General features: G+C 68.9%; 20 protein-coding genes. 5 read left to right on the top strand and 15 right to left on the bottom strand.

Translation table 11 applies throughout. The annotated features are described in order from the left end of the window. Position 1: 1 nt before the first annotated feature. Positions 2-985 carry a heme o synthase gene (locus CJ177_RS10045; protein WP_005241796.1) on the bottom strand — a complete coding sequence of 328 codons (984 nt, stop codon included), beginning with the start codon at positions 983-985 and terminating at the stop codon, positions 2-4. Between the two features lie 216 nt (positions 986-1201). Between CJ177_RS10045 and tkt the strand changes: the two genes are divergently transcribed. From tkt to pgl, 5 genes are read left to right on the top strand one after another with little or no spacing between them, the layout of a single operon-like run. Continuing rightward, complete coding sequence (gene tkt, locus CJ177_RS10040) at positions 1202-3310, top strand: transketolase (protein ID WP_061697940.1); 2109 nt, start codon at positions 1202-1204, stop codon at positions 3308-3310. Between the two features lie 6 nt (positions 3311-3316). After that, complete coding sequence (tal, locus tag CJ177_RS10035) at positions 3317-4441, top strand: transaldolase (RefSeq protein ID WP_061697941.1); 1125 nt, start codon at positions 3317-3319, stop codon at positions 4439-4441. A 3-nt stretch (positions 4442-4444) separates the two neighbouring features. Continuing rightward, entirely contained in the window at positions 4445-5989 is a 1545-nt protein-coding gene (gene zwf, locus CJ177_RS10030; RefSeq protein WP_005241793.1) for a glucose-6-phosphate dehydrogenase, read from the top strand. Further along, complete coding sequence (gene opcA / locus CJ177_RS10025) at positions 5990-6901, top strand: glucose-6-phosphate dehydrogenase assembly protein OpcA (RefSeq protein ID WP_005241791.1); 912 nt, start codon at positions 5990-5992, stop codon at positions 6899-6901. Beyond that, positions 6894-7637, top strand: a complete 744-nt coding sequence (gene pgl / locus CJ177_RS10020; protein WP_005241790.1) for a 6-phosphogluconolactonase — start codon at positions 6894-6896, stop codon at positions 7635-7637. Before opcA ends, pgl begins: the two co-directional genes overlap by 8 nt. Positions 7638-7959: 322 nt before the next feature. On the opposite strand, the gene ppc is transcribed toward pgl, so the two are convergent. From ppc to ribD, 14 genes are all read right to left on the bottom strand, one after another. Then, positions 7960-10716, bottom strand: a complete 2757-nt coding sequence (gene ppc / locus CJ177_RS10015; protein WP_061044156.1) for a phosphoenolpyruvate carboxylase — start codon at positions 10714-10716, stop codon at positions 7960-7962. Between the two features lie 46 nt (positions 10717-10762). Further along, on the bottom strand, positions 10763-10996 hold the full coding sequence (gene secG / locus CJ177_RS10010) for a preprotein translocase subunit SecG (protein ID WP_005241788.1): 234 nt from the start codon (positions 10994-10996) through the stop codon (positions 10763-10765). A 125-nt stretch (positions 10997-11121) separates the two neighbouring features. After that, positions 11122-11907 (bottom strand): triose-phosphate isomerase, encoded by a 786-nt coding sequence (tpiA, locus tag CJ177_RS10005; RefSeq protein WP_005241787.1) that lies wholly within the window; start codon positions 11905-11907, stop codon positions 11122-11124. Positions 11908-11910: 3 nt separating this feature from the next. Beyond that, positions 11911-13122, bottom strand: coding sequence for a phosphoglycerate kinase (gene pgk / locus CJ177_RS10000; RefSeq protein ID WP_095867653.1), 1212 nt, complete (start codon positions 13120-13122; stop codon positions 11911-11913). A 17-nt stretch (positions 13123-13139) separates the two neighbouring features. Continuing rightward, complete coding sequence (gene gap / locus CJ177_RS09995; protein ID WP_005241784.1) at positions 13140-14159, bottom strand: type I glyceraldehyde-3-phosphate dehydrogenase; 1020 nt, start codon at positions 14157-14159, stop codon at positions 13140-13142. Positions 14160-14421: 262 nt separating this feature from the next. Beyond that, entirely contained in the window at positions 14422-15405 is a 984-nt protein-coding gene (whiA, locus tag CJ177_RS09990; protein ID WP_005262275.1) for a DNA-binding protein WhiA, read from the bottom strand. Then, positions 15396-16421, bottom strand: coding sequence for a uridine diphosphate-N-acetylglucosamine-binding protein YvcK (gene yvcK, locus CJ177_RS09985; protein ID WP_005241779.1), 1026 nt, complete (start codon positions 16419-16421; stop codon positions 15396-15398). Before yvcK ends, whiA begins: the two co-directional genes overlap by 10 nt. Next, entirely contained in the window at positions 16418-17284 is an 867-nt protein-coding gene (gene rapZ, locus CJ177_RS09980; protein WP_043943921.1) for an RNase adapter RapZ, read from the bottom strand. Before rapZ ends, yvcK begins: the two co-directional genes overlap by 4 nt. Positions 17285-17328: 44 nt before the next feature. Next, a complete protein-coding gene (uvrC, locus tag CJ177_RS09975) occupies positions 17329-19512 on the bottom strand; it encodes an excinuclease ABC subunit UvrC (protein ID WP_095867652.1) in 2184 nt (727 codons plus the stop codon). Between the two features lie 68 nt (positions 19513-19580). After that, positions 19581-20033 carry a PH domain-containing protein gene (locus tag CJ177_RS09970; protein WP_005241776.1) on the bottom strand — a complete coding sequence of 151 codons (453 nt, stop codon included), beginning with the start codon at positions 20031-20033 and terminating at the stop codon, positions 19581-19583. A gap of 13 nt (positions 20034-20046) precedes the next feature. Then, positions 20047-20538: a 6,7-dimethyl-8-ribityllumazine synthase gene (gene ribH / locus CJ177_RS09965; RefSeq protein ID WP_005241766.1), complete on the bottom strand. Its 492-nt coding sequence runs from the start codon at positions 20536-20538 to the stop codon at positions 20047-20049. Next, on the bottom strand, positions 20535-21788 hold the full coding sequence (locus CJ177_RS09960) for a bifunctional 3,4-dihydroxy-2-butanone-4-phosphate synthase/GTP cyclohydrolase II (RefSeq protein WP_009480441.1): 1254 nt from the start codon (positions 21786-21788) through the stop codon (positions 20535-20537). The genes ribH and CJ177_RS09960 overlap by 4 nt, the downstream gene beginning before the upstream one ends. Positions 21789-21868: 80 nt before the next feature. Further along, a complete protein-coding gene (locus CJ177_RS09955) occupies positions 21869-22477 on the bottom strand; it encodes a riboflavin synthase (RefSeq protein WP_061044158.1) in 609 nt (202 codons plus the stop codon). Positions 22478-22488: 11 nt separating this feature from the next. Further along, positions 22489-23541: a bifunctional diaminohydroxyphosphoribosylaminopyrimidine deaminase/5-amino-6-(5-phosphoribosylamino)uracil reductase RibD gene (gene ribD, locus CJ177_RS09950; protein WP_095867651.1), complete on the bottom strand. Its 1053-nt coding sequence runs from the start codon at positions 23539-23541 to the stop codon at positions 22489-22491. Between the last annotated feature and the right edge of the window lie 2 nt (positions 23542-23543).

The raw sequence follows: 23543 nt of genomic DNA, 5'->3' as shown, positions 1-23543 counted from the left end.
ATCAGCTCAGCAGGCTGCCGACGGTCTGCAGTCCGAGCACGGAGTCGACGGCGAGACCGACGAACACGATGGCCAGATAGTTGTTGGACTGCAGGAACAGGCGGAGCGGTTTCACGGCCGCTCCGCCGCGGACGCTGCGGTACAGCTGGTGGGCCATCAGCAGGAACCAGGCACCCGCGACGAGGGTCACGGCGGCGTACACGACACCCGCGGCGGGGACGAGCACGAGGGACGTGATCACCATCGCCCAGCTGTACAGCAGGATCTGCTTGGTGACGTGCTCCTCGGTGGCGATCACCGGCAGCATCGGGACACCGGCCGCCTTGTAGTCCTCCTTGTACCGCATGGCGAGGGCCCACGTGTGCGGCGGTGTCCAGAAGAAGATGACCAGGAACAGCACGATGGGCTGCCAGCTCAGCGACCCGGTGACCGCCGACCAGCCGACCATGACGGGCATGCAGCCCGCGGCGCCGCCCCAGACCACGTTCTGCCAGGTCCGGCGCTTGAGCACCATCGTGTACACGAGTACGTAGAACGCGATGGTCAGGACGACCAGGCAGCCGGCGAGCAGGTTGGCCCGCCACCACAGCCACAGGAACGATGCGACACCGAGAGTCATCCCGAACACGAACGCGTGGGACGTCGGGACCGCGTCGCGGGCCAGCGGCCGGCGAGCGGTGCGCTTCATGACCTTGTCGATGTCGGCGTCGACGACGCAGTTGAGCGAGTTCGCGCTCGCCGCACCCATCCATCCGCCGAACAGCGTGCTGAGGATCAGCGCGATGTCGACGTTGCCGCGATCCGCCAGCAGCATCGCCGGGATGGTGGCGACCAGCAGCAGCTCGATCACCCGCGGCTTGGTCAATGCGATGTAGGCCAGGACCTTGCCCGTGACGCGACCCAGCACCGTACCGGTGTCGGTCGCGCGGGGGGCGGGGCTGGGGCTGCCGAAGCCGTGTCCGCTCGGCTGATGCCCTGTCCGCACGTTCTCTCCTCGCACCACGCGTAATTCCACATCCGAATGCCGGCGCCTGCTCCCGAAGTCCTTCGCGACGGCCGGCCGTCTACTACAAACGATGGTAGACCGCCGTAATGCGTGAACCGAATCGACCCGGATACGACCGCACACTAGGCTGGAGTGGCACAAGAGGCCCACGCATCCTCAGGCTCCACGTTCACCCATGTCAGGAGACTTCTGCCCGTGTCGATCACAGACGACATCCACGTCCTCACGCAACCGGTTCACCCCGCCGACTGGACCGAACTGGACACCAAGGCCGTCGACACCATCCGGGTGCTCGCCGCGGACGCGGTGCAGAAGGTCGGCAACGGCCACCCCGGCACGGCCATGAGCCTGGCCCCCCTCGCCTACACCCTCTTCCAGCGCGTCATGCGCCACGACCCCACCGACGCCGACTGGATCGGCCGCGACCGGTTCGTGCTGTCCTGCGGGCACTCCAGCCTCACCCTCTACATCCAGCTGTACCTCGCCGGCTACGGTCTCGAACTCGACGACCTGGAGGCGCTGCGCACCTGGGGCTCGAAGACCCCCGGCCACCCCGAACACGGCCACACCCGCGGTGTCGAGATCACCACCGGACCGCTCGGTCAGGGCCTCGCCTCCGCCGTGGGCATGGCCATGGCCGCCCGCCGCGAACGCGGCCTCTTCGACCCCGAGCCCGCCCTCGGCGACAGCCCGTTCGACCACCACATCTACGTCATCGCCTCCGACGGCGACATCGAGGAAGGCGTCACTTCCGAGGCCTCCTCCATCGCCGGCGTCCAGCAGCTCGGCAACCTCACCCTGATCTACGACGACAACAAGATCTCCATCGAGGACGACACCGCCATCGCGCTGTCCGAGGACACCGCCGCCCGCTACGAGGCGTACGGCTGGCACGTGCAGATCGTCGAGGGCGGCGAGAACGTCGTCGCCATCGAAGAGGCCCTGAACAAGGCCCGCGAGGTCACCGACAAGCCGTCGATGATCCTGCTCCGCACCATCATCGGCTTCCCCGCACCGACCAAGATGAACACGGGCGCGGCGCACGGCGCCGCCCTCGGTGCCGACGAGGTCGCGGCCGTGAAGAAGGCTCTCGGCTTCGATCCGGACAAGACGTTCGAGGTCGCCGACGAGGTCATCGCCCACACCCGCAAGGTCGTCGACCGCGGCGTCCAGGCGCACAAGCAATGGCAGGCCCAGTACGACGAGTGGACCCACCGCGCCCCCGAGGGTAAGAAGCTCCTCGACCGTCTGATCGGCCGCGACCTTCCCGCCGGCTGGGCCGACGTGCTCCCCACCTGGGAGCCCGATCCCAAGGGAGTCGCGACCCGCAAGGCGTCCGCCGCCGTGCTGAACGCCGTCGGACCGGTGCTCCCCGAACTGTGGGGCGGCTCCGCCGACCTCGCCGAGAGCAACAACACCACCATCAAGGGTGCCGATTCCTTCGGTCCCGAAGCCATCTCCACCCGGATGTGGACGGCCCAGCCCTACGGCCGCACCCTGCACTTCGGGGTCCGCGAACACGCCATGGGCTCGATCCTCAACGGCATCGCGCTGCACGGACCGACCCGCCCGTACGGCGGCACCTTCCTCGTCTTCAGCGACTACATGCGTCCCGCCGTGCGGCTCGCCGCGATCATGAAGACCCCGGTCACCTACGTGTGGACGCACGACTCCATCGGACTCGGTGAGGACGGGCCCACCCACCAGCCGATCGAGCACCTCGCCGCGCTGCGCGCGATCCCCGGCCTGTACGTCGTGCGGCCCGGCGACGCCAACGAAACCGCCCACGCCTGGCGCGCCGTCCTCGAGAAGGGCGCCGACGAGGCCACCCGCGCTCCCGCCGGCCTCGCCCTGACCCGCCAGGACCTGCCCGTCCTCGAGGGCACCAGCTACGAGGGTGTCTCCCGCGGCGGTTACGTCCTCGCCGACGCCTCCACCGGCGCACCGGAGGTCGTGCTCATCGGCACAGGGTCCGAGCTGCAGCTCGCCGTCGCCGCCCGCGAGACCCTCGAGGCCGACGGCATCCCCACCCGGGTCGTGTCCATGCCCTGCGTCGAATGGTTCGACGCCCAGGACCAGGCCTACCGCGACGGCGTCCTCCCCCCGACGGTCAAGGCGCGGGTCTCCGTCGAAGCCGGCATCTCCATGCCCTGGTACCGCTTCGTCGGCGACGCAGGCGAAATCGTCTCCATCGAGCACTTCGGCGCCTCCGCCGACTACAAGACCCTGTTCCGCGAGTTCGGTTTCACCGCCGAAGCCGTCACCGCCGCCGCACAGCGCTCACTCGCACGCGTGAAGGGATAGACCGCCATGACTCAGAACCCCAACCTCCAGAAGCTCTCCGAAGCAGGCGTGTCGGTGTGGCTCGACGACCTCTCCCGTGACCGCATCGAGTCCGGCAACCTCGCCGAGCTCGTCGCGACCAAGAGCGTCGTCGGGGTCACCACCAATCCGTCGATCTTCCAGGCGGCACTCAGCAAGGGCCACGTCTACGACGCACAGGTCCGGGAGCTCGCCGAGCGCGGTGCCGACGTCGAGGCCACCATCCGCACGGTGACCACCGACGACGTGCGCGCCGCGTGCGACGTCCTCGCCCCGCAGTTCGAGGCGAGCCACGGCGTCGACGGCCGGGTCTCCATCGAGGTCGACCCGCGCCTCGCGCACGACGCCGACAAGACCGTCGCGCAGGCCGTCGAACTGTGGAAGATCGTCGACCGCCCGAACCTGTTCATCAAGATCCCGGCCACCGAGGCCGGTATCCCGGCCATCGCCAAAGTGCTCGGTGAGGGCATCAGCGTCAACGTCACGCTGATCTTCTCCGTGGAACGCTACGAACTGGTCATGGGCGCCTACCTGGACGGCCTCGAGGCCGCGAAGGCGGCCGGTCACGACCTGTCCCGCATCCACTCGGTGGCCTCGTTCTTCGTCTCCCGCGTCGACACGGAGATCGACAAGCGGCTCGACAAGATCGGCACCCCCGAGGCTCTCGAGCTGCGCGGCAAGGCGGCGCTCGCCAACGCCCGCCTCGCGTACGCCGCCTACCAGCAGGTCTTCGAGGTGCAGCCGCGGTTCCAGGGTCTGCTGCCGGGCGGTGCGCGCCCGCAGCGCGCGCTCTGGGCGTCGACCGGAGTCAAGAACCCCGACTACCCCGACACCCTGTACGTCGCCGAACTGGTGGCTCCGAACACCGTGAACACGATGCCCGAGAAGACTCTCGACGCGTTCGCCGATCACGGTGAGGTCGCCGGCGACACGGTGTCCGGCACCGCGGTCGAGGCGCAGGAGGTGTTCGACAAGCTCAGCGCCGTCGGCATCGATCTCACCGACGTGTTCAAGGTCCTCGAGGACGAGGGCGTCGACAAGTTCGAGGTGTCCTGGAACGAGCTCCTCGACGCCACGGCGGAGCAGCTGCGCGCAGCAGGGCAGAAGAGCTGATACGTGAGCGAGCCCGCAGCGTCAGACGAATGGGTCAATCCACTCCGCGACAGTAGGGACAAGCGCCTACCACGCATCGCCGGGCCGTGCGCGCTGGTGATCTTCGGTGTCACCGGCGACCTGGCCCGGCGCAAGTTGATGCCCGCCATCTACGATCTGGCCAATCGTGGTCTTCTGCCGCCCGGGTTCGCTCTCGTCGGGTTCGCCCGCAGGGATTGGTCGGACGAGGACTTCGGCAAGATCGTCCACGATGCCGTGCGCGACCATTCCCGCACACCGTTCCGGGAGGACGTCTGGGAGCGACTGTCGGAGGGCCTGCGATTCGTCAAGGGCAGCTTCGACGACCCGGCGGCCTTCCAGGAACTCGCCAACACTCTCGGGACGCTCGAACGTGAACGCGGGACCGGCGGCAATCACGGGTTCTATCTCGCGATTCCGCCGGACGCGTTCCCGGTGGTCCTGAAGCAGCTGTCCGAGGCCGGTCTCGCGCAGTCGAACGACCAACAGTGGCGTCGGGTGGTCATCGAGAAGCCGTTCGGTCACGACCTCGGGAGCGCACGTGAGCTCAACGCGGTCGTGAACGAGGTCTTCCCGGAGGACACCGTCTTCCGGATCGACCACTACCTCGGCAAGGAGACGGTTCAGAACATCCTGGCGTTGCGCTTCGCCAATCAGTTGTTCGATCCGATCTGGAACGCCCACTACGTGGATCACGTCCAGATCACCATGGCCGAGGACATCGGTCTCGGTGGGCGTGCCGGGTATTACGACGGGATCGGGGCGGCGCGCGACGTCATCCAGAACCACCTGCTGCAACTCCTCGCCTTCACCGCGATGGAGGAGCCGATCAGCTTCGAACCGTCCGAATTGCAGGCGGAGAAGATCAAGGTGCTCTCCGCCACCAAACTCGCCCAGCCGCTCGACGAGACCACCGCGCGCGGCCAGTATGCGGGCGGCTGGCAGGGCGGCACCCGGGTGGTCGGCCTACTGGAGGAGGAAGGGTTCTCGAAGGACTCCACGACGGAGACGTTCGCGGCCATCACCCTCGAGGTCGACACCCGCCGCTGGGCGGGGGTGCCATTCTACCTTCGCACCGGAAAGAGACTCGGCCGTCGTGTCACCGAGATCGCCGTGATCTTCAAGCGCGCACCGCACCTGCCGTTCGATCAGACGATGACCGAGGAACTGGGGCAGAACGCCCTCGTCATCCGGGTGCAGCCGGACGAGGGTGTGACCATGCGGTTCGGGTCCAAGGTCCCGGGATCGAGCATGGAAGTCCGCGACGTCAACATGGACTTCAGCTACGGTCAGGCGTTCACGGAGTCGTCGCCCGAGGCGTACGAGCGCCTCATCCTCGACGTGCTCCTCGGTGAGCCCTCGCTGTTCCCCGTCAACGCCGAGGTGGAACTGTCCTGGGAGATCCTCGACCCCGTGCTCGCGCACTGGGCTGCGGACGGCAGGCCGGAACCGTACGAGGCCGGCACGTGGGGCCCGCCGTCGGCAGACGAAATGATGCACCGCACCGGTCGCGAATGGAGAAGGCCGTAGATGATCACCGACATTCCCGCGACCACCACCGGACAGGTCAACAAAAAGCTGGTGGAGCTGCGCAAGACCGGCGGCGCGGTGACCCTGGGACGAGTGCTCACGCTGGTGGTATGCACCCGAGACAGTGAGTACTCGGAGGACATCATCGACGCCGCCAACGAGGCGAGCCGGGAGCATCCGTGCCGCGTCATCGTCGTCGCCTGGGGGTCCCGTGACGCGGAACCCCGCCTGGACGCGCAGATCCGCGTGGGCGGCGACGCCGGCGCGTCGGAGGTCGTCGTGCTCCGCCTGTTCGGCGAACTCGCCGACCACGAGAGCAGCGTGGTGGTGCCGTTCCTCCTTCCCGACACTCCCGTCGTCGTGTGGTGGCCGGAGACCGCCCCGGAGGTCCCCGCCGAGGATCCGGTGGGCAAGCTGGCGATCCGGCGCATCACCGACGCGACCGATCGCGCGGATCCGGCCGCGGAGATCAAAAGCCGCCTCGCGTCGTACTCGTCCGGTGACTCGGATCTGGCGTGGAGTCGCATCACCTACTGGCGTGCTCTGCTGACCTCGGCCGTCGACCAGCCGCCGCACTCGCCGATCACGTCGGCGGTGGTGTCCGGGCTGGTGGACGAGCCGGCCGTCGACATGATCGCGGGGTGGTTGGCGAGCCGCGTCGACGTCCCCGTCACGCGGCGGGTCGGCCCGTTGTTCGTGGAGATCAACTTCGCCGACGGTAGTGCGTTGACCATCAGCCGCCCCCAGACCGGCACGACGGCGACGCTGACACGCACCGGCAAGCCTGATGCGCGGGTCGCGCTCCGCAGGCGGGAAACCAGCGAATGCCTGGCCGAAGAACTACGCAGACTCGACCCCGACGAGGTCTACGAGACCGCACTCGCCGGGCTGACGAAGGTGACGTATGAGTGACATCCACGTAGAAGTCCACCCCGACACCGACACGCTGGTGACGAAGGCCGCGGAGCGGTTCGTCGACACCGTCGTCGCCGCCCAGAAGGACCGCGGTACGGCAGCGGTGGTCCTCACCGGAGGCGGGACCGGGATCGGCCTGCTCGAGAAGGTCCGGCAGAACCCGGGCGACATCGACTGGCGTGCGATCGACATCTACTGGGGTGACGAGCGTTTCCTGCCGGCCGGCGACCCGGAACGCAACGACGTGCAGGCGCGGGCCGCGCTGCTCGACCACGTCGACGTCGACCTCGACCGGGTGCACACCATGCCCGTCGCGGACGGCATCTACGAGAACGACCCGGAGGCGGCCGCTGTCGCGTACGCACAGGTTCTCGGGGCGAACGCCGGCGGCAAGCAGGTTCCGGTCTTCGACGTCCACCTGCTCGGCATGGGCGGTGAGGGACACGTCAATTCGCTGTTCCCCGACACCGACGCGGTCCGCGAGGAGCACCGGTTCGTCGTCGCGGTGACGGACTCCCCCAAGCCGCCGCCGGTGCGGGTCACACTGACCCTGCCCGCCGTCCGGCACGCCGACGAGGTGTGGCTCGTCGTGTCGGGTGAGGCGAAGGCCGAGGCCGTGGCCGCCGCGATCGCGGGCGCTCCCCCCGTCGAGATCCCGGCGTCCGGGGCGCGCGGACTGTCGGCCACCCGGTGGCTGCTCGACACGTCGGCCGCGTCCCGGCTGCCGAACTGACGCTCTCATCCGACGGGGTCCTCGTCGTCGTCCGCCGGTAACCCGGCGGGCGACCGAGGGTCCCGCTCGACCGGTGACCGGGTGACCCGGCATTCGGTGACGATCCGGCCGGCACGACGCGGACCCGCCGTACTCGTCCCCCGCCGTCCGATTCCCCCGCGCCAATAATCCGGGTTGCCCGCGCAGCGCCTCATCCGTCGCCCCAATTCGTCTCGGAAAAGTTCGTGCTCTTTCCCGTTTTGACGCAGCGACGGACGGTTCGGTTCCCCCGCCCCGCAAGAAAGTTCACGCACTTCTCGCGGGGCGCGGAAATCCCGGCCGGCTACCCGCTGTTGCGCAGCGCGGTCGCCAGCCCGTTCATCGTGAGCTGGATGCCGCGGCGCGTCTGATCACTGTCGTCCCCGGCCCGGTAGCGGCGCAGCAGTTCCACCTGCAGGTGGTTGAGGGGCTCGAGGTACGGGAACCGGTTGTGCACCGACCTCTCCAGACCGGGGTTGTCGGCGAACAGGGTGTCGTTCCCGGTGATCGCCTTGTACATCCGGATCGTCCGCTCGTGTTCCTCGGCGATCTTGCCGAACACCCGTCGGCGGAGTTCCTCGTCGGGAACCAGCTCCGCGTAGCGGGCGGCGAGGCCCATGTCGGACTTCGACATCACCATGGCCAGGTTCGACAGCACGGTCCGGAAGAACGGCCACTTCTCGTACAGGCGGGACAGCGTGGCCACCCTCTCGGGGTCGCCCTGCGTCCATTCCTCGAACGCCGCACCCGTGCCGTACCACCCGGGCAGCATGACCCGGGACTGACTCCACGACAGCACCCACGGGATGGCCCGGAGATCGGAGATGGACGTGGTCTGCTTCCGTGAGGCGGGCCGGCTGCCGATGTTGAGGGCCCCGATCTCCGCGACCGGAGTCGACATCTCGAAGTACTCCACGAATCCGGGTGTCTCGTGCACCAATTCGCCGTAGGCGCGGCGGGCCAGCGCAGCGAGCTCGTCGAGGATGCGGTACGCCGGTTCGGCGTCGTCGCCGAGTCCCTCGACGTCGAGCAGGGTGGCTTCGAGGGTCGCGGCGAGCAGCGTTTCGAGATTGCGTTGCGCGAGGCGGGGTTCCGCGTACTTGGCGGCGATCACCTCGCCCTGTTCGGTGATCCGCAGGGAGCCGGCCACCGCGCCGGGCGGTTGCGCGAGGATCGCCTCGTAGCTGGGGCCGCCGCCGCGACCCACGGTGCCGCCGCGACCGTGGAAGAGCCGCAACCGGATTCCCGTCTTGCGAGCGGCGTCCACCAGATCCAGCTCCGCGCGGTACAGCGCCCAGTTGGCCGCCAGGTAGCCGCCGTCCTTGTTGGAATCGGAGTACCCGAGCATCACTTCCTGGGAGTCGCCGCGCGACGTCACCAGCGCCCGGTAGATCGGCACCTCCAGGGTGGCTTCGAGGGTGGCCGCACCCTGCTGCAGGTCTTCGATCGTCTCGAACAGCGGCACGATGCCCACCGGGCAGGACGGCGCCTCCCCCGATCCAGGGTCGAGCAGACCCACCTCCTTCAGCAGCACAGCGGCCTCGAGCATGTCACTGACGGAGGTGCACATGCTGATGATGTAGTTGGGCACGGCGCCCGCACCGAGTGTCCGGACCGCGTCGGCGCCGGCCTGGAGAATGGCCAGCTCCTTCGCGGTCAGCTCGCTGAACTTCGCGTTCGCAGTGGTCAGTGGGCGCCGGGTCGACAGCTCCGCCGACAGCAACTCCACCCGCTCGGCCTCGGACAGCGACGGGTAGTCGGCGTGCACGCCCGCCCACGCCAGCAGCTCGGCGACGACCGTCTCGTGCACGTCCGAGTTCTGCCGCATGTCGAGTCCGGAGAGGTGGAAACCGAACACCGCAACCGAGTCCCGCAGGTTCGCCAGCCCGTCGTCGGCGATGGTGCCGTCACCCCCACGCCGCAGGGAGTCGTCGACGATGTCGAGTTCGTCGAGCATCTGCCGCGGGGTGTCGTACGGTGCGAGCCCGAGGTCGAGCCCGTGATCGGGTGCCTCACCGAGAATGCGGTGCGCGGTGGCCGTGAGACGACCCCGGATGCCCCGCACCGCACGCCGGTAGGGCTCGTCGGCGCGGAACGGGGAATCGTCCTGCGACGCCGCGGCCAGGAGGTCGAGCCCGGGGGTGACGGTGACGAGGCGAGCCGACATCGACAGTTCGCGCTCGAGCGTCTCGAGTTCCCCGAGGTGATGCTCGAGGGCGGTGGCCGCGGCACGGGTCGTGGCCTGCCGGACCACCTCGTCGGTGACGTAGGGGTTGCCGTCGCGGTCTCCGCCGATCCACGACCCGGGACGCAGAATCGGTTCCCCGCTCAGATCCGCGTCCGGCCACCGCGACCGCAGGGCAGTGCGCAGTTCGGCGTTGATCTTCGGGACGACCTCGAACAGTGCCGCGTCGTAGTACCGCAGCCCGACCTCGATCTCGTCCTGGATCCGCAACCGCGACAACCGGATCAGCGCGGTCTGCCAGAGGGTGAGGATCTGCCGCCGCAGCCGGACGTCGACGTCGGCCGTCTCGGTCTCGGTCAGGGCGGTGCGCTCGCGGTAGCGCATCAGTTCCGTGATCCGGGACTGGGTTTCGAACACCGTCCGGCGGCGGGTCTCGGTGGGATGAGCGGTGATGACCGGCGACACGAGCGCCCCGCGCAACGCGTTCGCGACGACGGCGCTGTCGAGGTGCGCGGCGTCGAGTTTGGCGAACGTGGCGGTCAGGGTGCTGTCGGGGGCGGGTTCACCGGCGGCGACGTGGACGGCACGCCGGCGTTCGCGGTGGATGTCCTCGGCAAGATTGGCAAGCAGGGCGAAGTGGCTGAAGGCCCGGATGACGGGAATCGTGTCGCTCGTGGAGACCTGGGTGAACATGTCCGCCAGATCTGCGCGGTCGATCTCGGAACGACGAACCCGGAACGATTCGACCCTGGCCTTCTCGACGAGATCGAAGACGCTGTCCCCGGCCTGTTCCCGCACTATCTGACCGAGGATGCCGCCCAGGAGCCGAATGTCTTCGCGGAGTGGTTCAGTGGCCTCACGTGGGGTTTCGATCATGCATCCAGTATCGACCGGTGACGGCCCGTCTGCATGGTGAAGCAGATCAGCCGAACTTGATCTCCAGGCCGATGCCGATGATGGCGATCAACCAGATCAGGCCGGTGAAGACGGTGAGCCGGTCGAGGTTCTTCTCGACCACGGTGGAACCGGACAGGCTCGACTGGACGCCGCCGCCGAACAGGCTGGACAGACCGCCGCCCTTACCGCGGTGCAGCAGCACCAGCAGAATCAGCAGCAAGCTGGTGACCACCAGCAAGATATCCAGGAACAGTTCCATGTCTGTCTACGTCCACCCATCCAGTAGGAACAACAACGACCTCGTACACCCTACAGGCGCTCCGCGCCCGTGCGCCTTTCCGGTACCTACAGCTACCGGAAAGGCGCACGGGCGCCGAAGGCGCCTTACGGCAGAGGTCCGCCCGCGGCGATCGCCGACAGCGTGGCGAACTCGTCGGCCTTCAGCGAGGCGCCGCCCACCAGGGCGCCGTCCACATCCGTCTTGCCGACGATCTCGCCGACGTTCTTGGCGTTGACGCTGCCGCCGTAGAGAACGCGAACACCGGACGCGACGTCCGGCGAGGCGAGCTCACCGAGCGTGGCGCGGATCGCGGCGCACACTTCCTGCGCGTCCGCGGCACTCGCCACGCGGCCGGTTCCGATGGCCCACACCGGCTCGTACGCGATGACGACCTTGGCGATGTCCTCGGCGGACAGTCCGGCGAGCGAGCCCCGCAACTGCTCGACGTTGTAGGACACGTGCTCTCCGGCCTCGCGGACGTCGAGGCCCTCACCGATGCAGACGATCGGGGTGATCCCGTTCTTCAGCGCGGCCTTGGTCTTGGCCAGCACGGTGTCGTTGTCTTCGCAGTGCAGGGTCCGGCGCTCCGAGTGCCCGACGACGACGAACGTGCAGCCCAGCTTGGCCAGCATGGAGCCGCTGATCTCGCCGGTGTATGCACCCGAATCCTGGGCCGACACGTCCTGCGCACCGTAGGTGAGCAGAAGCTTGTCGCCCTCGACGAGGGTCTGCACGCTGCGGATGTCGGTGAACGGCGGGATCACCGTCACGTCGACCTTGTCGAAGTACTTCGCCGGGAGCGAGAAGGCGATCTTCTGAACCAGCGCGATGGCCTCGAGATGGTTCAGATTCATCTTCCAGTTGCCGGCGATCAGCGGCTTCCGTGCCATGCCTCAGCCCTCCAGAACTGCGATGCCGGGGAGTTCCTTGCCCTCGAGGTACTCGAGGGAGGCGCCGCCACCGGTGGAGATGTGCGAGAACCCGTCCTCGGGCAGACCGAGCTGGCGCACCGCCGCGGCGGAGTCACCGCCACCGACGACGCTGTACGCGCCCTTCCCGGTGGCCTCGATGATCGCCTCGGCGACACCCTTGGTGCCCGCGGCGAACTTCGCGAACTCGAACACGCCCATCGGGCCGTTCCAGAACACGGTCTTCGCGCTGGTCAGGATCGCCGCGAACCGGCGAACCGACTGCGGTCCGATGTCGAGACCCATCCAGCCGTCCGGGATCTCGAGCACGGAGACGATCTTCGACTCGGCGTCGGCCGAGAACGAATCGGCGATGACCACGTCCTGCGGAATGTGGATCACGTCGGCGTACTGCTCGAGCAGCGCCTTGCACGTGTCGATCATCGACTCCTCGCACAGCGAGTTGCCGACCGACACGCCCTGCGCCGCCAGGAACGTGTAGTACATGCCGCCACCGATGACGAGGGTGTCGACCTTGGGGGCCAGCGCCTCGATCACCGCGAGCTTGTCCGACACCTTGGAGCCACCCAGCACGACCGCGTACGGGCGCTCGGGCTCCTCGGTGAGCTTGCCGAGCACCTTGATCTCGGCTTCGACGAGCGTGCCCGCGTAATGCGGGAGCAACTTGGCCACCTCGTACACCGACGCCTGCGCGCGGTGCACGACGCCGAACCCGTCGGACACGAACGCACCGTCGTCGCCGACGAGCTCGACCAGGGCCTTGGCGAGCTTCGTCCGCTCGGCCTCGTCCTTGCTGGTCTCCCGCGGATCGAAGCGGATGTTCTCCAGCAGGAGAACGTCGCCGTCCGTGAGCCCCTCGGCACGTGCCAAAGCGTCCTGCCCGACGACGTCGCCGGCGAGCTGAACGTTGCGTCCCAGCACCTCGGCGAGCTTCACCGCCACCGGTGCGAGGGAGTACTGCGGGTCGGGCTCGCCCTTGGGGCGACCCAGATGGGCGGTGACGATGACCTTGGCGCCCGCCTCCGCCAGCGCCTTCAGCGTCGGCGCGGAAGCGATGATGCGCCCGGGATCGGTGATCCGGTCACCGTCGAGCGGAACGTTGAGGTCGGAGCGCACCAGCACGGCGCGCCCCTCGACCCCAGCGTTCAGCAGGTCGTCGAGAGTCTGAACTGCCACTGTTACCGAACCTTCGCTCAGAGAGACTTGGCGACGAGACCGATGAGGTCGGCCAGACGGTTGGAGTAACCCCACTCGTTGTCGTACCAGGACACGATCTTGGCCTGATCGTCGATGACCTTGGTGAGGCCGGAGTCGAAGATCGAGCTGTGCGGGTCGGTGACGATGTCGGACGACACGATCGGAGCGTCCGTGTACTTCAGGATGCCCTTGAGCGGTCCCTCGGCGGCAGCCTTCATCGCGGCGTTGATGTCCTCGACGCTGGCCGACTTCTTCAGGTTCGCGGTGAGGTCGGTGACCGAGCCCGTGGGGATCGGGACGCGCAGCGCGTAGCCGTCCAGCTTGCCGAGCAGCTGCGGGAGGACCAGGCCGATGGCCTTGGCGGCACCGGTGCCGGTGGGGACCACGTTCAGTGCAGCGGCGCGGGCGCGACGCAGGTCGCTGTGCGGGCCGTCCTGCAGGTTCTGGTCCTGGGTGTAGGCGTGGACCGTGGTCATGAGGCCCTTGACGATGCCGAACTCGTCGTCGAGCACCTTGGCGATGGGGCCGAGGCAGTTGGTGGTGCACGAGGCGTTGGAGATGATGTTCTGGCTGCCGTCGTACTTGTCGTCGTTGACGCCCATCACGATGGTGATGTCCTCGCCCTTGGCCGGGGCGGAGATGATGACCTTCTTGGCGCCGGCCTCGAGGTGGCCCTTCGCCTTGGCTGCGTCGGTGAAGATGCCGGTGGACTCGACGACGACGTCGACGCCCAGGTCACCCCAGGGAAGCGCCGCGGGGCCTTCCTTGATCGCGAGTGCCTTGATCTTCTGGTTTCCGACGACGATGGTGTCTTCACCCTCGAGCGAGACGTCGTGCGGGAGACGACCCAGGATGGAGTCGTACTTCAGGAGATGCGCCAGCGTAGCGTTGTCCGTGAGGTCGTTGACCGCCACAATCTCGATGTCGGTGGTTCCGAGCGCCTTCTGCGCATCCACCGCCCTGAAGAAGTTACGTCCGATACGGCCGAAACCGTTTACGCCTACCCGGACAGTCACAATCTGCTCCTTTGCGCATGATTCTGGTTGTGCAGCTCTGCTCCCGCGCCGCTACGACACCACCGACGGGTGGTCGGCGCGAGGGTTCATCGGTCGATGTGGCTCTAACCCTAGTGCGCGCGCCACGCGCGCGCGCAGTCACCTCCGGGCACCCTTTCCGGGCCGCCCCGACCCGAACGAACGGGACGCTCGTTCGATCTGACGCAACGAGCGTCCCGTTCGTCCGGGAGTGGGGGTGGTGCGAGGCGACCGCCGACGACTGTCAGGCGTCGTCGAGAAGGTCTGCGGTGACGGCCGACTCGGTGTCGGGGATGCCGGTTTCCTTGGCCTTGCGGTCCGCCATCGACAGCAACCGCCGGATGCGGCCGGCGACGGCGTCCTTCGTCATCGGCGGGTCGGCGAGCTGGCCGAGTTCCTCGAGGGACGCCTGCCGGTGCTCCACCCGGAGGTGACCGGCCGCCGCCAGATGGTCGGGAACCTCGTCACCCAGGATGTCGAGGGCCCGCTCGACGCGGGCAGCGGCCGCGACAGCCGCCCGCGCGGACCGGCGCAGGTTGGCGTCGTCGAAGTTGGCGAGCCGGTTGGCGGTGGCACGGACCTCCCGGCGCATGCGGCGTTCCTCCCACACGAGGCGCGTGTCCTGGGCGCCCATCCGGGTGAGCAGCGCGCCGATGGCCTCGCCGTCGCGGATCACCACCCGGTCGGTGCCGCGGACCTCGCGGGCCTTCGCCGAGATACCCAGCCGGCGCGCCGCCCCGACGAGCGCGAGCGCCGCCTCCGGGCCGGGGCAGCTGACCTCGAGCGCCGACGACCGACCCGGCTCGGTCAGCGAACCGTGCGCCAGGAAGGCGCCGCGCCACGCGGCTTCCGCATCGGCGACGCTGCCACCGACGACCTGCGCGGGAAGCCCACGCACCGGGCGCCCCCGCAGGTCCAGGAGACCGGTCTGGCGGGCGAGTGCCTCGCCCTCCTTCGCGACCCGCACGATGTACCGGGACGACTTGCGCAGTCCGCCCGCGCTGAGGACGTGAACGTCGGCGCTGTACGTGAACAGGTCGAAGATCTCGCGGCGCAACCGGCGGGCCGTGGACCCCAGATCCACTTCCGCCTCGACCACGACCCGGCCGCCGACGATGTGCAATCCCCCGGCGAACCGCAGCAGCGACGAGACCTCGGCCTTCCGGCAACTCACATGAGTGACGACGAGACGACTGAGTTCGTCTTTGACCTCTGCTGTCATTGCCACGAAGCGCTCTCCCTTTCCTCTGGTGTCTCGGCCACTTCGCTCCCCCGAGACCCCGCATCGGGGTCGCTCCAGAGCTGTTCGAGAACGGACGCAAGTTTTCCTGCATGGTGCGTGTGGGTGCCGTGCTCCGACACGTCGGCGTACACGACGCGTGCCTGGAACTGTCCGGCGGCGCGGGCGAGGTGCTCGCGCTCGCGCCCCGGCGGCACCGAACCCGAATCGACCACGACGAAGTCGACGGTGAGTTCGGGTGCGTGTTGGGACAGTACGTGCAGATGACGCTCGGTGGAGAATCCTGCCGTCTCGCCCGGCTCCGGAGCCAGGTTGAGCACCAGCACCTTCCGCGCGGCGGTGGCGATCAGCGTGTCGAGGAGTTCCGGCACGAGGACGTGCGGGATGACGCTCGAGAACCACGACCCCGGGCCGAGGACGACCATGTCGGCGACGTCGATCGCCCGGACCGCGTCCGGGCATGCGGGCGGATTCGCCGGCAGCAACCGCACGCGGCGCACCTTGCCGGGCGTGGTCGCGACCGCGACCTGACCGCGGATGCAGCGGCTGACCCGCGGGTCCGCCTCGAGGCCCTGCACGTCTGCCTCGATGTCCAGGGCGATCGGCGACATCGGCAGCACGCGCCCGTTGATCCGCAGCAGCCGGGCGAGTTCGTCCAGCGCGGCGACGGGGTCGCCGAGCACTTCGGTGAGGCCGGCCAGGATGAGATTGCCCACCGAGTGGCCGGCGAGCGCGCCGATTCCGCCGAAGCGGTGCTGGATGGTGTCCGTCCAGTCCTGCACCTCGGGGTCGTCCGCGGCGAGTGCGGCGAGCGCCATCCGCAGATCCCCCGGCGGGATGACGCCGAGTTCGGCGCGCAGCCGTCCCGAGGATCCGCCGTCGTCCGCGACGGTGACGACGGCCGTGACGTCCCGGCTGAGCCGGCGCGCGGCGCTGAGGGTGGCGAACAGCCCGTGGCCCCCGCCGAGCGCGACGATCGCAGGCGGCTGATGCACCGGCCTCATTCGCGCCCCAGATCACGATGGACGACACGCACGTTCAGCCCGGAGTCCTTTCCGAGGCGGCTCGCCAAGGCCTCCGACATCGCGACACTCCGATGTTTCCCTCCGGTGCACCCCACCGCGATGGTCATGTAGCGCTTCCCCTCCCGACGATATCCCGCGATCGTCAGATCCAGCAGGTGGTGATACGTGGCGAGATAGTCCTCGGCACCGTCCTGCGACAACACGTAGTCCCGCACGTCCGCACTCTGCCCCGTGTGCGGACGCAACTCGGGAATCCAGTGCGGGTTGGGCAGGAAGCGGACGTCGCAGACGAGATCGGCGTCCATCGGAAGACCGTACTTGAAACCGAACGACTGGACTGTTACTTGCATGGTCCGGTTCTCGGCGTCGCCGAACGCGTCCTCGATCTTCTGCCGCAACTGGTGCGCGGCGAGGGACGACGTGTCGATCACCAGATCCGCGGCGGCCTTCACCTTCGCGAGCTGATCGCGCTCGGCGGCGATGCCCTCCGACAGGGTGCCCTCGGCGCCTCCCCCCGACAGCGGGTGACTGCGGCGCACCTGTTCGAAACGGCGCACCAGGACCTCGTCCGACGCGTCGAGGTACAGCACCCGCGTGTGCACGGGTTTGCTCTCCAGTTCGGTGAGGACCCAGCCGAGGTCGCCGGTGAACAACCGGCTGCGCACGTCGATGACGACGGCGAGCCGCTCGAGCCGCGAATCGGATTCCAGGCTCAGATCCACCATCCGGGAAATCAGTTCCGGGGGAAGGTTGTCCGCGACGTACCACCCGAGGTCCTCGAGGACCTTCGCCGCCGTCTGCAGACCCGCCCCGGAGAGCCCGGTGACGAGAAGGAAGTCCATCGGCCGGACCGTGGGTGGACGGTCGCTCTGCGCGTGCTGCTCGTTCACTCGACACCTGTCCGTTGCGATGCGCTCTGTGCTGCCGGGCCGTGCTGTGCTACCGGTTCGCGGGGAAGGTCCGCGCCGTTCTGTTCTGCCGTGCCCGGCCCGTTCCGATCTGGTTCATCATCCCCCACTCCCGCGACGTCCGCAGACGGTTCCTCCGCCCCGAGAGCGGTGAGTACCGCTTTCGCCGTGGCCGTTCCGATGCCGGGGACCGCGGTGATCTCCTCGACGGAGGCTTGCTTGAGGCGGGCGACGGATCCGAAATGCGTCACCAGGGCCTTGCGCCGGGTCTCGCCGAGCCCGCGGACGGAGTCGAGGGCGGACGCCGTCATCCGGCGGGACCGCTTGCTGCGGTGGAACGTGATCGCGAAACGGTGCGCCTCGTCGCGCACCCGCTGCAGCAGGTACAGCGACTCGCTCGTGCGCGGGAGGATGACCGGGTCCTCCTCCCCCGGCACCCACACCTCCTCGAGCCGCTTGGCCAGCCCGATCACGGCGACGTCGGTGATGCCCAGTTCGTCGAGCACCGCCGAGGCCGCGGCCACCTGCGGGGCTCCGCCGTCCACGACGAACAGGTTCGGTGGGTACGCGAACCGCCGCGGCCTGCCGGTCTGCGGATCGATCGCCGCCTCCGGCGCGAGATCGCCGCCGTCCCCGCCCGACACCTGGTCGGCGTCCGCCCCGGCCGCTTCGGCGCGCAGCACCCCGACGTCGCGGTTGTGCCGGAGGAACCGCCGCCGGGTGACCTCCGCGATGCTGGCGACGTCGTCGGAGCGACCGTCGCCCGCGGCCTCCTTGATCGCGTAGTGCCGGTAGTCGGACTTGCGGGGCAGGCCGTCCTCGAAGACGACGAGGGAGGCCACCACGTCGGTGCCCTGCACGTGGCTGATATCGACGCATTCGATGCGCAGGGGCGCCGAGTCCAGGTCGAGGGCCTCCTGGATGCCCTGCAGGGCCGCCGACCGCGACGTGAAGTCCCCGGCGCGGCGCAGCTTGTGCTGTTGCAGCGCCTCCATCGCGTTGCGCTGCACGGTCTCGGCGAGAGCCTTCTTGTCGCCGCGCTGCGGCACGCGGAGGCGGACCGCGGATCCGCGGAGACCGCTGAGCCACTCCTGCACCTGCTCGGCGTCGGGCGGCAGCACGGGCACCAGGACCTCCCGCGGCACGCCGCTGGTGCCGGCCTCCTGGTCGGTCGCGCCCGACAGCGCCGCCTGCTCACCGTAGAACTGGGTGAGGAACTGCTCGACGAGCAGCGGCAGGTCCGATCCCGCCTCGGAATCGACGCTGGCCCAGTCGATGACGTCACCCGCCTTCTCGACCACCCAACCGCGCTGACCGCGCACGCGGCCACCGCGGACGTGGAACACCTGCACCGCTGCCTCGAGCTCGTCGGTCGCGAACGCGGCGACGTCGGCGTCGGTGCCGTCGCCGAGCACGACGGCCTGCTTCTCGAGCGCGCGCCGCAACGCGCCCACGTCGTCGCGCAACCGCGCCGCCGTTTCGAAGTCGAGTTCTTCCGACGCCTCCTGCATCCGGGCCTCGAGCTGCCGGACCAGCTTGTCGGTGCGTCCTGACAGGAAGTCGCAGAAGTCCTCGACGATCTTGCGGTGTTCGGCCGCGGACACGCGTCCGACGCACGGCGCGGAGCACTTGTCGATGTAGCCGAGCAGGCAGGGCCTGCCGATCTGGTTGTGACGCTTGAACACCCCGGCCGAGCAGGTGCGGGCAGGAAACACCCGCAGCAGCAGGTCGAGGGTTTCGCGGATGGCCCACGCGTGCGAGTAGGGCCCGAAGTAGCGGACACCCTTGCGCCGGGGACCGCGGTAGACGAACAGGCGGGGGTATTCCTCGTTCAGGGTGACCGCGAGAACCGGGTACGTCTTGTCGTCGCGGTAGCGGACGTTGAACCGGGGATCGAATTCCTTGATCCAGTTGTACTCGAGCTGGAGGGCCTCGACCTCGGTGCTCACCACGGTCCACTCGACGCTGCCGGCCGTGGTCACCATCTGGCGGGTGCGCGGGTGCAGCGTCGAGACGTCGGCGAAATAGGAATTCAGCCGTGATCGAAGACTCTTCGCCTTCCCGACATAGATGACCCGCCCGTGCGGATCGCGGAACTTGTACACCCCCGGGTCGACCGGAATGGTTCCGGTCGCGGGGCGATATGTCGAAGGATCGGGCACCCCTCCACGTTAGTCGGCGCCACCGACCAACCCCGCATCCGCGACGTCGCGGAGGGGCGACGCCCGGTTCAGGACGGTGCGTACTCCGACGCGAGTGCGCGGAAGCGGTCGACGGCGTCCACGGCGTATTCGCGATCGTTCGACTGGATGGCCATCACGGCCAGGTATTCGTCGTCGGGCAGCTCGATCCGGGCCCACGCCGCGCCGTCCGGGAAGGACAACCCCTCGTACAGGTCCCAGTCGACGATGCGCTCCCCGAGGACGTTGCGGACGGCGATGCCGCGGGGCCCGACCCGCAACCTGGGCCGGGTCAGCAGCAGGACGGCTGCCGCGAGGAGGCAGCCGATGCCCGCGAACGCCAGCTGGTCGGCGAGCCGGAAGTACACGCCCGTCGAATCGCCGCGCAGCAGGATTGCGAACGTCACATGCACGACGACGAGAAGAATCGCCACACCGATCGCGTATCGACGCGACTTGCGTGGCGTCGCGACGAGTGTCCACTCGGATTCGGGAGTGGTCATGGATGGATCCGGATCATACGAAGGACTCCTCGGCGCGGCGCAGTCGCGCCAACGTGACAGCGGTGTCGAGCGCGGCCGCGCACGCCTGACCGCCCTTGTCCTCGACGGAGCCGGGCAGGCCACTGCGGTCGACGGCCTGCTGCTCGGTGTCCGTGGTGAGCACACCGTTCCCGACCGGGGTGCTCTCGTCGAGCGAGACCCGGGTCAGACCGGCCGTCACGGCGTCGCAGACGTATTCGAAGTGCGGCGTCCCGCCGCGGATCACGACACCGAGCGCGACGACGGCGTCGTGGGTGCGGGCCAGGGCCTGCGCCACCACCGGAAGCTCGATGGCACCGGCGACGCGGACCAGCGTGACGTTCTTCACGTTCGCCTCGGCCGCCACCCGCTGCGCGCCGGCGATCAGCGCCTCGGAGATCTCGGCGTGCCAGCTGCCGGCGACGATGGCGAGCCGGAGGTCGCCCGCCTCACCGAGCTGCAGCTCCGGCAGTCCCTCACCACTCACAGCATTTCTCCTGCTTCGAAGTCGTCGAGCCCGATCAGGTCGTGGCCCATGCGGTCGCGCTTCGTGCGCAGGTATGTCAGGTTCTCGGCGTTCGCCCGGAGCGGCATCGACACCCGCTCGGTGATCTGCAGCCCGTAGCCGTCGAGCCCGACCCGCTTGGCCGGGTTGTTGGTCAGCAGCCGCATCGAGGAAATACCCAGATCCACCAGGATCTGCGCGCCGATGCCGTAGTCGCGGGCGTCGGCGGGCAGGCCGAGCTCGAGGTTCGCGTCGACGGTGTCCGAACCCGCGTCCTGCAGCTGGTAGGCCTGCAGCTTGTGCATGAGGCCGATGCCCCGGCCCTCGTGTCCGCGCATGTACAGGACCACACCGCGACCCTCCTGCGCGACCATGTCCAGGGCGGCGTCGAGCTGGGGCCCGCAGTCGCAGCGCAGCGAACCGAACACGTCGCCGGTGAGGCATTCGGAGTGCACGCGCACGAGCACGTCGCTGCCGTCGCCGTCCGGGCCGGGCAGGTCGCCGCGGACCAGGGCCACGTGCTCGACGTCGTCGTAGATGCTCCGGTAGCCGACGGCCGTGAACTCGCCGTGCCGGGTGGGGATCCGCGCGGACGCGACCCGCTCCACGTGCTTCTCGTGCTTGCGGCGCCACGCGATGAGGTCGGCGATCGAGATCAGCGCGAGGTTGTGGTCGTCGGCGAAGACCCGCAGCTCGTCGGTCTGGGCCATGTGGCCCTCGTCCTTCTGGCTGACGATCTCGCAGATCACACCTGCCGGCCGCAGGTCCGCCATCCGGGCCAGGTCGACGGCGGCCTCGGTGTGGCCGGGACGGCGCAGCACGCCGCCCTCCTTGGCGCGCAGCGGCACGACGTGGCCGGGCCGGGTGAAATCCTGGGCGCCGCTGGACGGGTCGGCCAGCAACCGCATGGTGGCGGCGCGGTCGGACGCGGAGATGCCGGTGCCGATGCCCTCGCGGGCGTCGACGGTCACGGTGTACGCGGTGCCGTGCTTGTCCTGGTTGGTGGCGTACATCGGGGGCAGGCCGAGGCGGTCACAGTCGGCGCCGTCGAGCGGCACACAGAGATAGCCGGACGTGTATCGAACCATGAAGGCAACCAACTCGGGGGTGGCTTTCTCCGCCGCGAAGATGAGGTCTCCCTCGTTCTCGCGGTCTTCGTCGTCGACGACGACGACTGCCTTGCCTGCGGCGATGTCCGCAACGGCGCGCTCGATACTGTCGAACCTGGTCACGTGCTCGGTCTCCAAAGTCTTGACTTAGGCATCTTCGAATACAACGGATGCATCCGTGGGATGCTCCTCAACAGTACGACTCAGCGGCCGGCCGCTTGCAGCCGCTCCACATACTTCGCGATCACGTCGACCTCGAGGTTGACGGGCGTCCCGACGGACGCCGCCCCGAGCGTGGTCAGTTGCAGCGTGGTCGGGATGAGCGAGATCTCGAAGTATTCCGCGCCTCGTTCCCCGCCGAGCGCCGAGACCGTCAGCGACACACCGTCGACCGTGATCGAGCCCTTCTCCACGACGTACCGGGAGATGGCGTCGGGCAGCGCGATGCGCACGACCTCCCAGTTCTCGGACGGGCTGCGGCTGATGATGTGCCCGGTGCCGTCCACGTGGCCCTGGACGAGGTGGCCGCCGAGGCGGCTGTTCAGGGCGGCGGCCCGCTCGAGGTTGACGCGGCTGCCCACGTCGATCTTCTGCAGGCTCGACCGGTTCAGCGTCTCCTGCATGACGTCGGCCGTGAAGGAGCCGTCGGCCAGTACCTCGACGACGGTCAGGCACACCCCGTTCACCGCGATCGAATCACCGTGTGACGCGTCGGAAGTCACGACCGGACCACGCACGGTGAACCGTGCGGCGTCGGCCAGTTCCTCCTTGGCGACGACCTCACCCAACTCTTCGACGATCCCGGTGAACATTGTGGCTTCTCCTACGTTTGGGGGCTGTCAGGGTTTTCGGACACTGCTGGAACCAGACTCAACAACAAATCGGGGCCGATTGTTTCGACCGACTCGTGACGGAACCGCAGCGCACCGTCGATCGTGTGCACACCCGCGTCCGCGACCGCGGACCTGCCGGCGCCGAGGACCAGCGGCGCGAGGTACGCCTGGATGCGGTCGACCCGGCCCGCGGCGAGGAACGCGCCCGCCAGCCGGGGCCCGCCCTCGAGCAGCACATCGGTGTACTCGGCGAGTGCGGCGAGGACCTCGTCCACGTCGTGCGTGCGCAGCAGCAGGGTCGGCGCGGAGTCGTCGAGGACCCGGGCGTCCGCCGGGATGTCGCCGAGTCCGACGACGACGCGCACCGGCTGGTGAGCCGCGAGCGACCGGTCGGGCATCCGGGCGGTCAGCCGGGGGTCGTCGGCCAGCACAGTCCCGGTGCCGACCACGATCGCGTCGAGTTTCGCCCGGTCGGCATGGACGCGTTCGCGGGCCTCGGGACCGGTGATCCACTGGCTGGTGCCGTCGGCGGCGGCGCTGCGCCCGTCCAGGGTGGCCGCGTACTTCCAGGTCACGTGCGGCCGACCGGTGCGCTGCCGGTGCAGCCAGGCCCGGAGCGGCCCGCGTTCGACGTCCTGGGCCCGCAGCCCGGACGTCACCTCGACCCCCGCCGAGACGAGGGTTTCCGCGCCGCCCGCGGCCTCGGGGTTCGGATCGCCCACCGCATAGTGCACCGCGACCACACCGGCATCGAGGAGCGCCTGCGAACACGGCCCGGTCCGGCCGTGGTGGTTGCACGGTTCCAGCGTGACGACGGCGGTGCCGCCGCGGGCGGCGTCACCCGCCTCCCGCAGTGCGACGACCTCCGCGTGCGGACCGCCGGGAGGCTGCGTCATCCCGACACCGGCGATGCGCCCCGCTGCGTCGAGGACCACCGCGCCGACCGCCGGATTGGGGCTGGTGAATCCGCGCGCCGACTCCGCGGCACCGATGGCGATCTGCATCGCGGCGTCGAGGTCCGCAGCCGAATTCTCGTGCCGCACGT

It is taken from the genome of Rhodococcus sp. ACPA1 (assembly GCF_002300195.1).
Lineage (GTDB): Bacteria > Actinomycetota > Actinomycetes > Mycobacteriales > Mycobacteriaceae > Rhodococcus_F > Rhodococcus_F opacus.
This window is presented reverse-complemented; position numbering and strand designations above follow the sequence as displayed.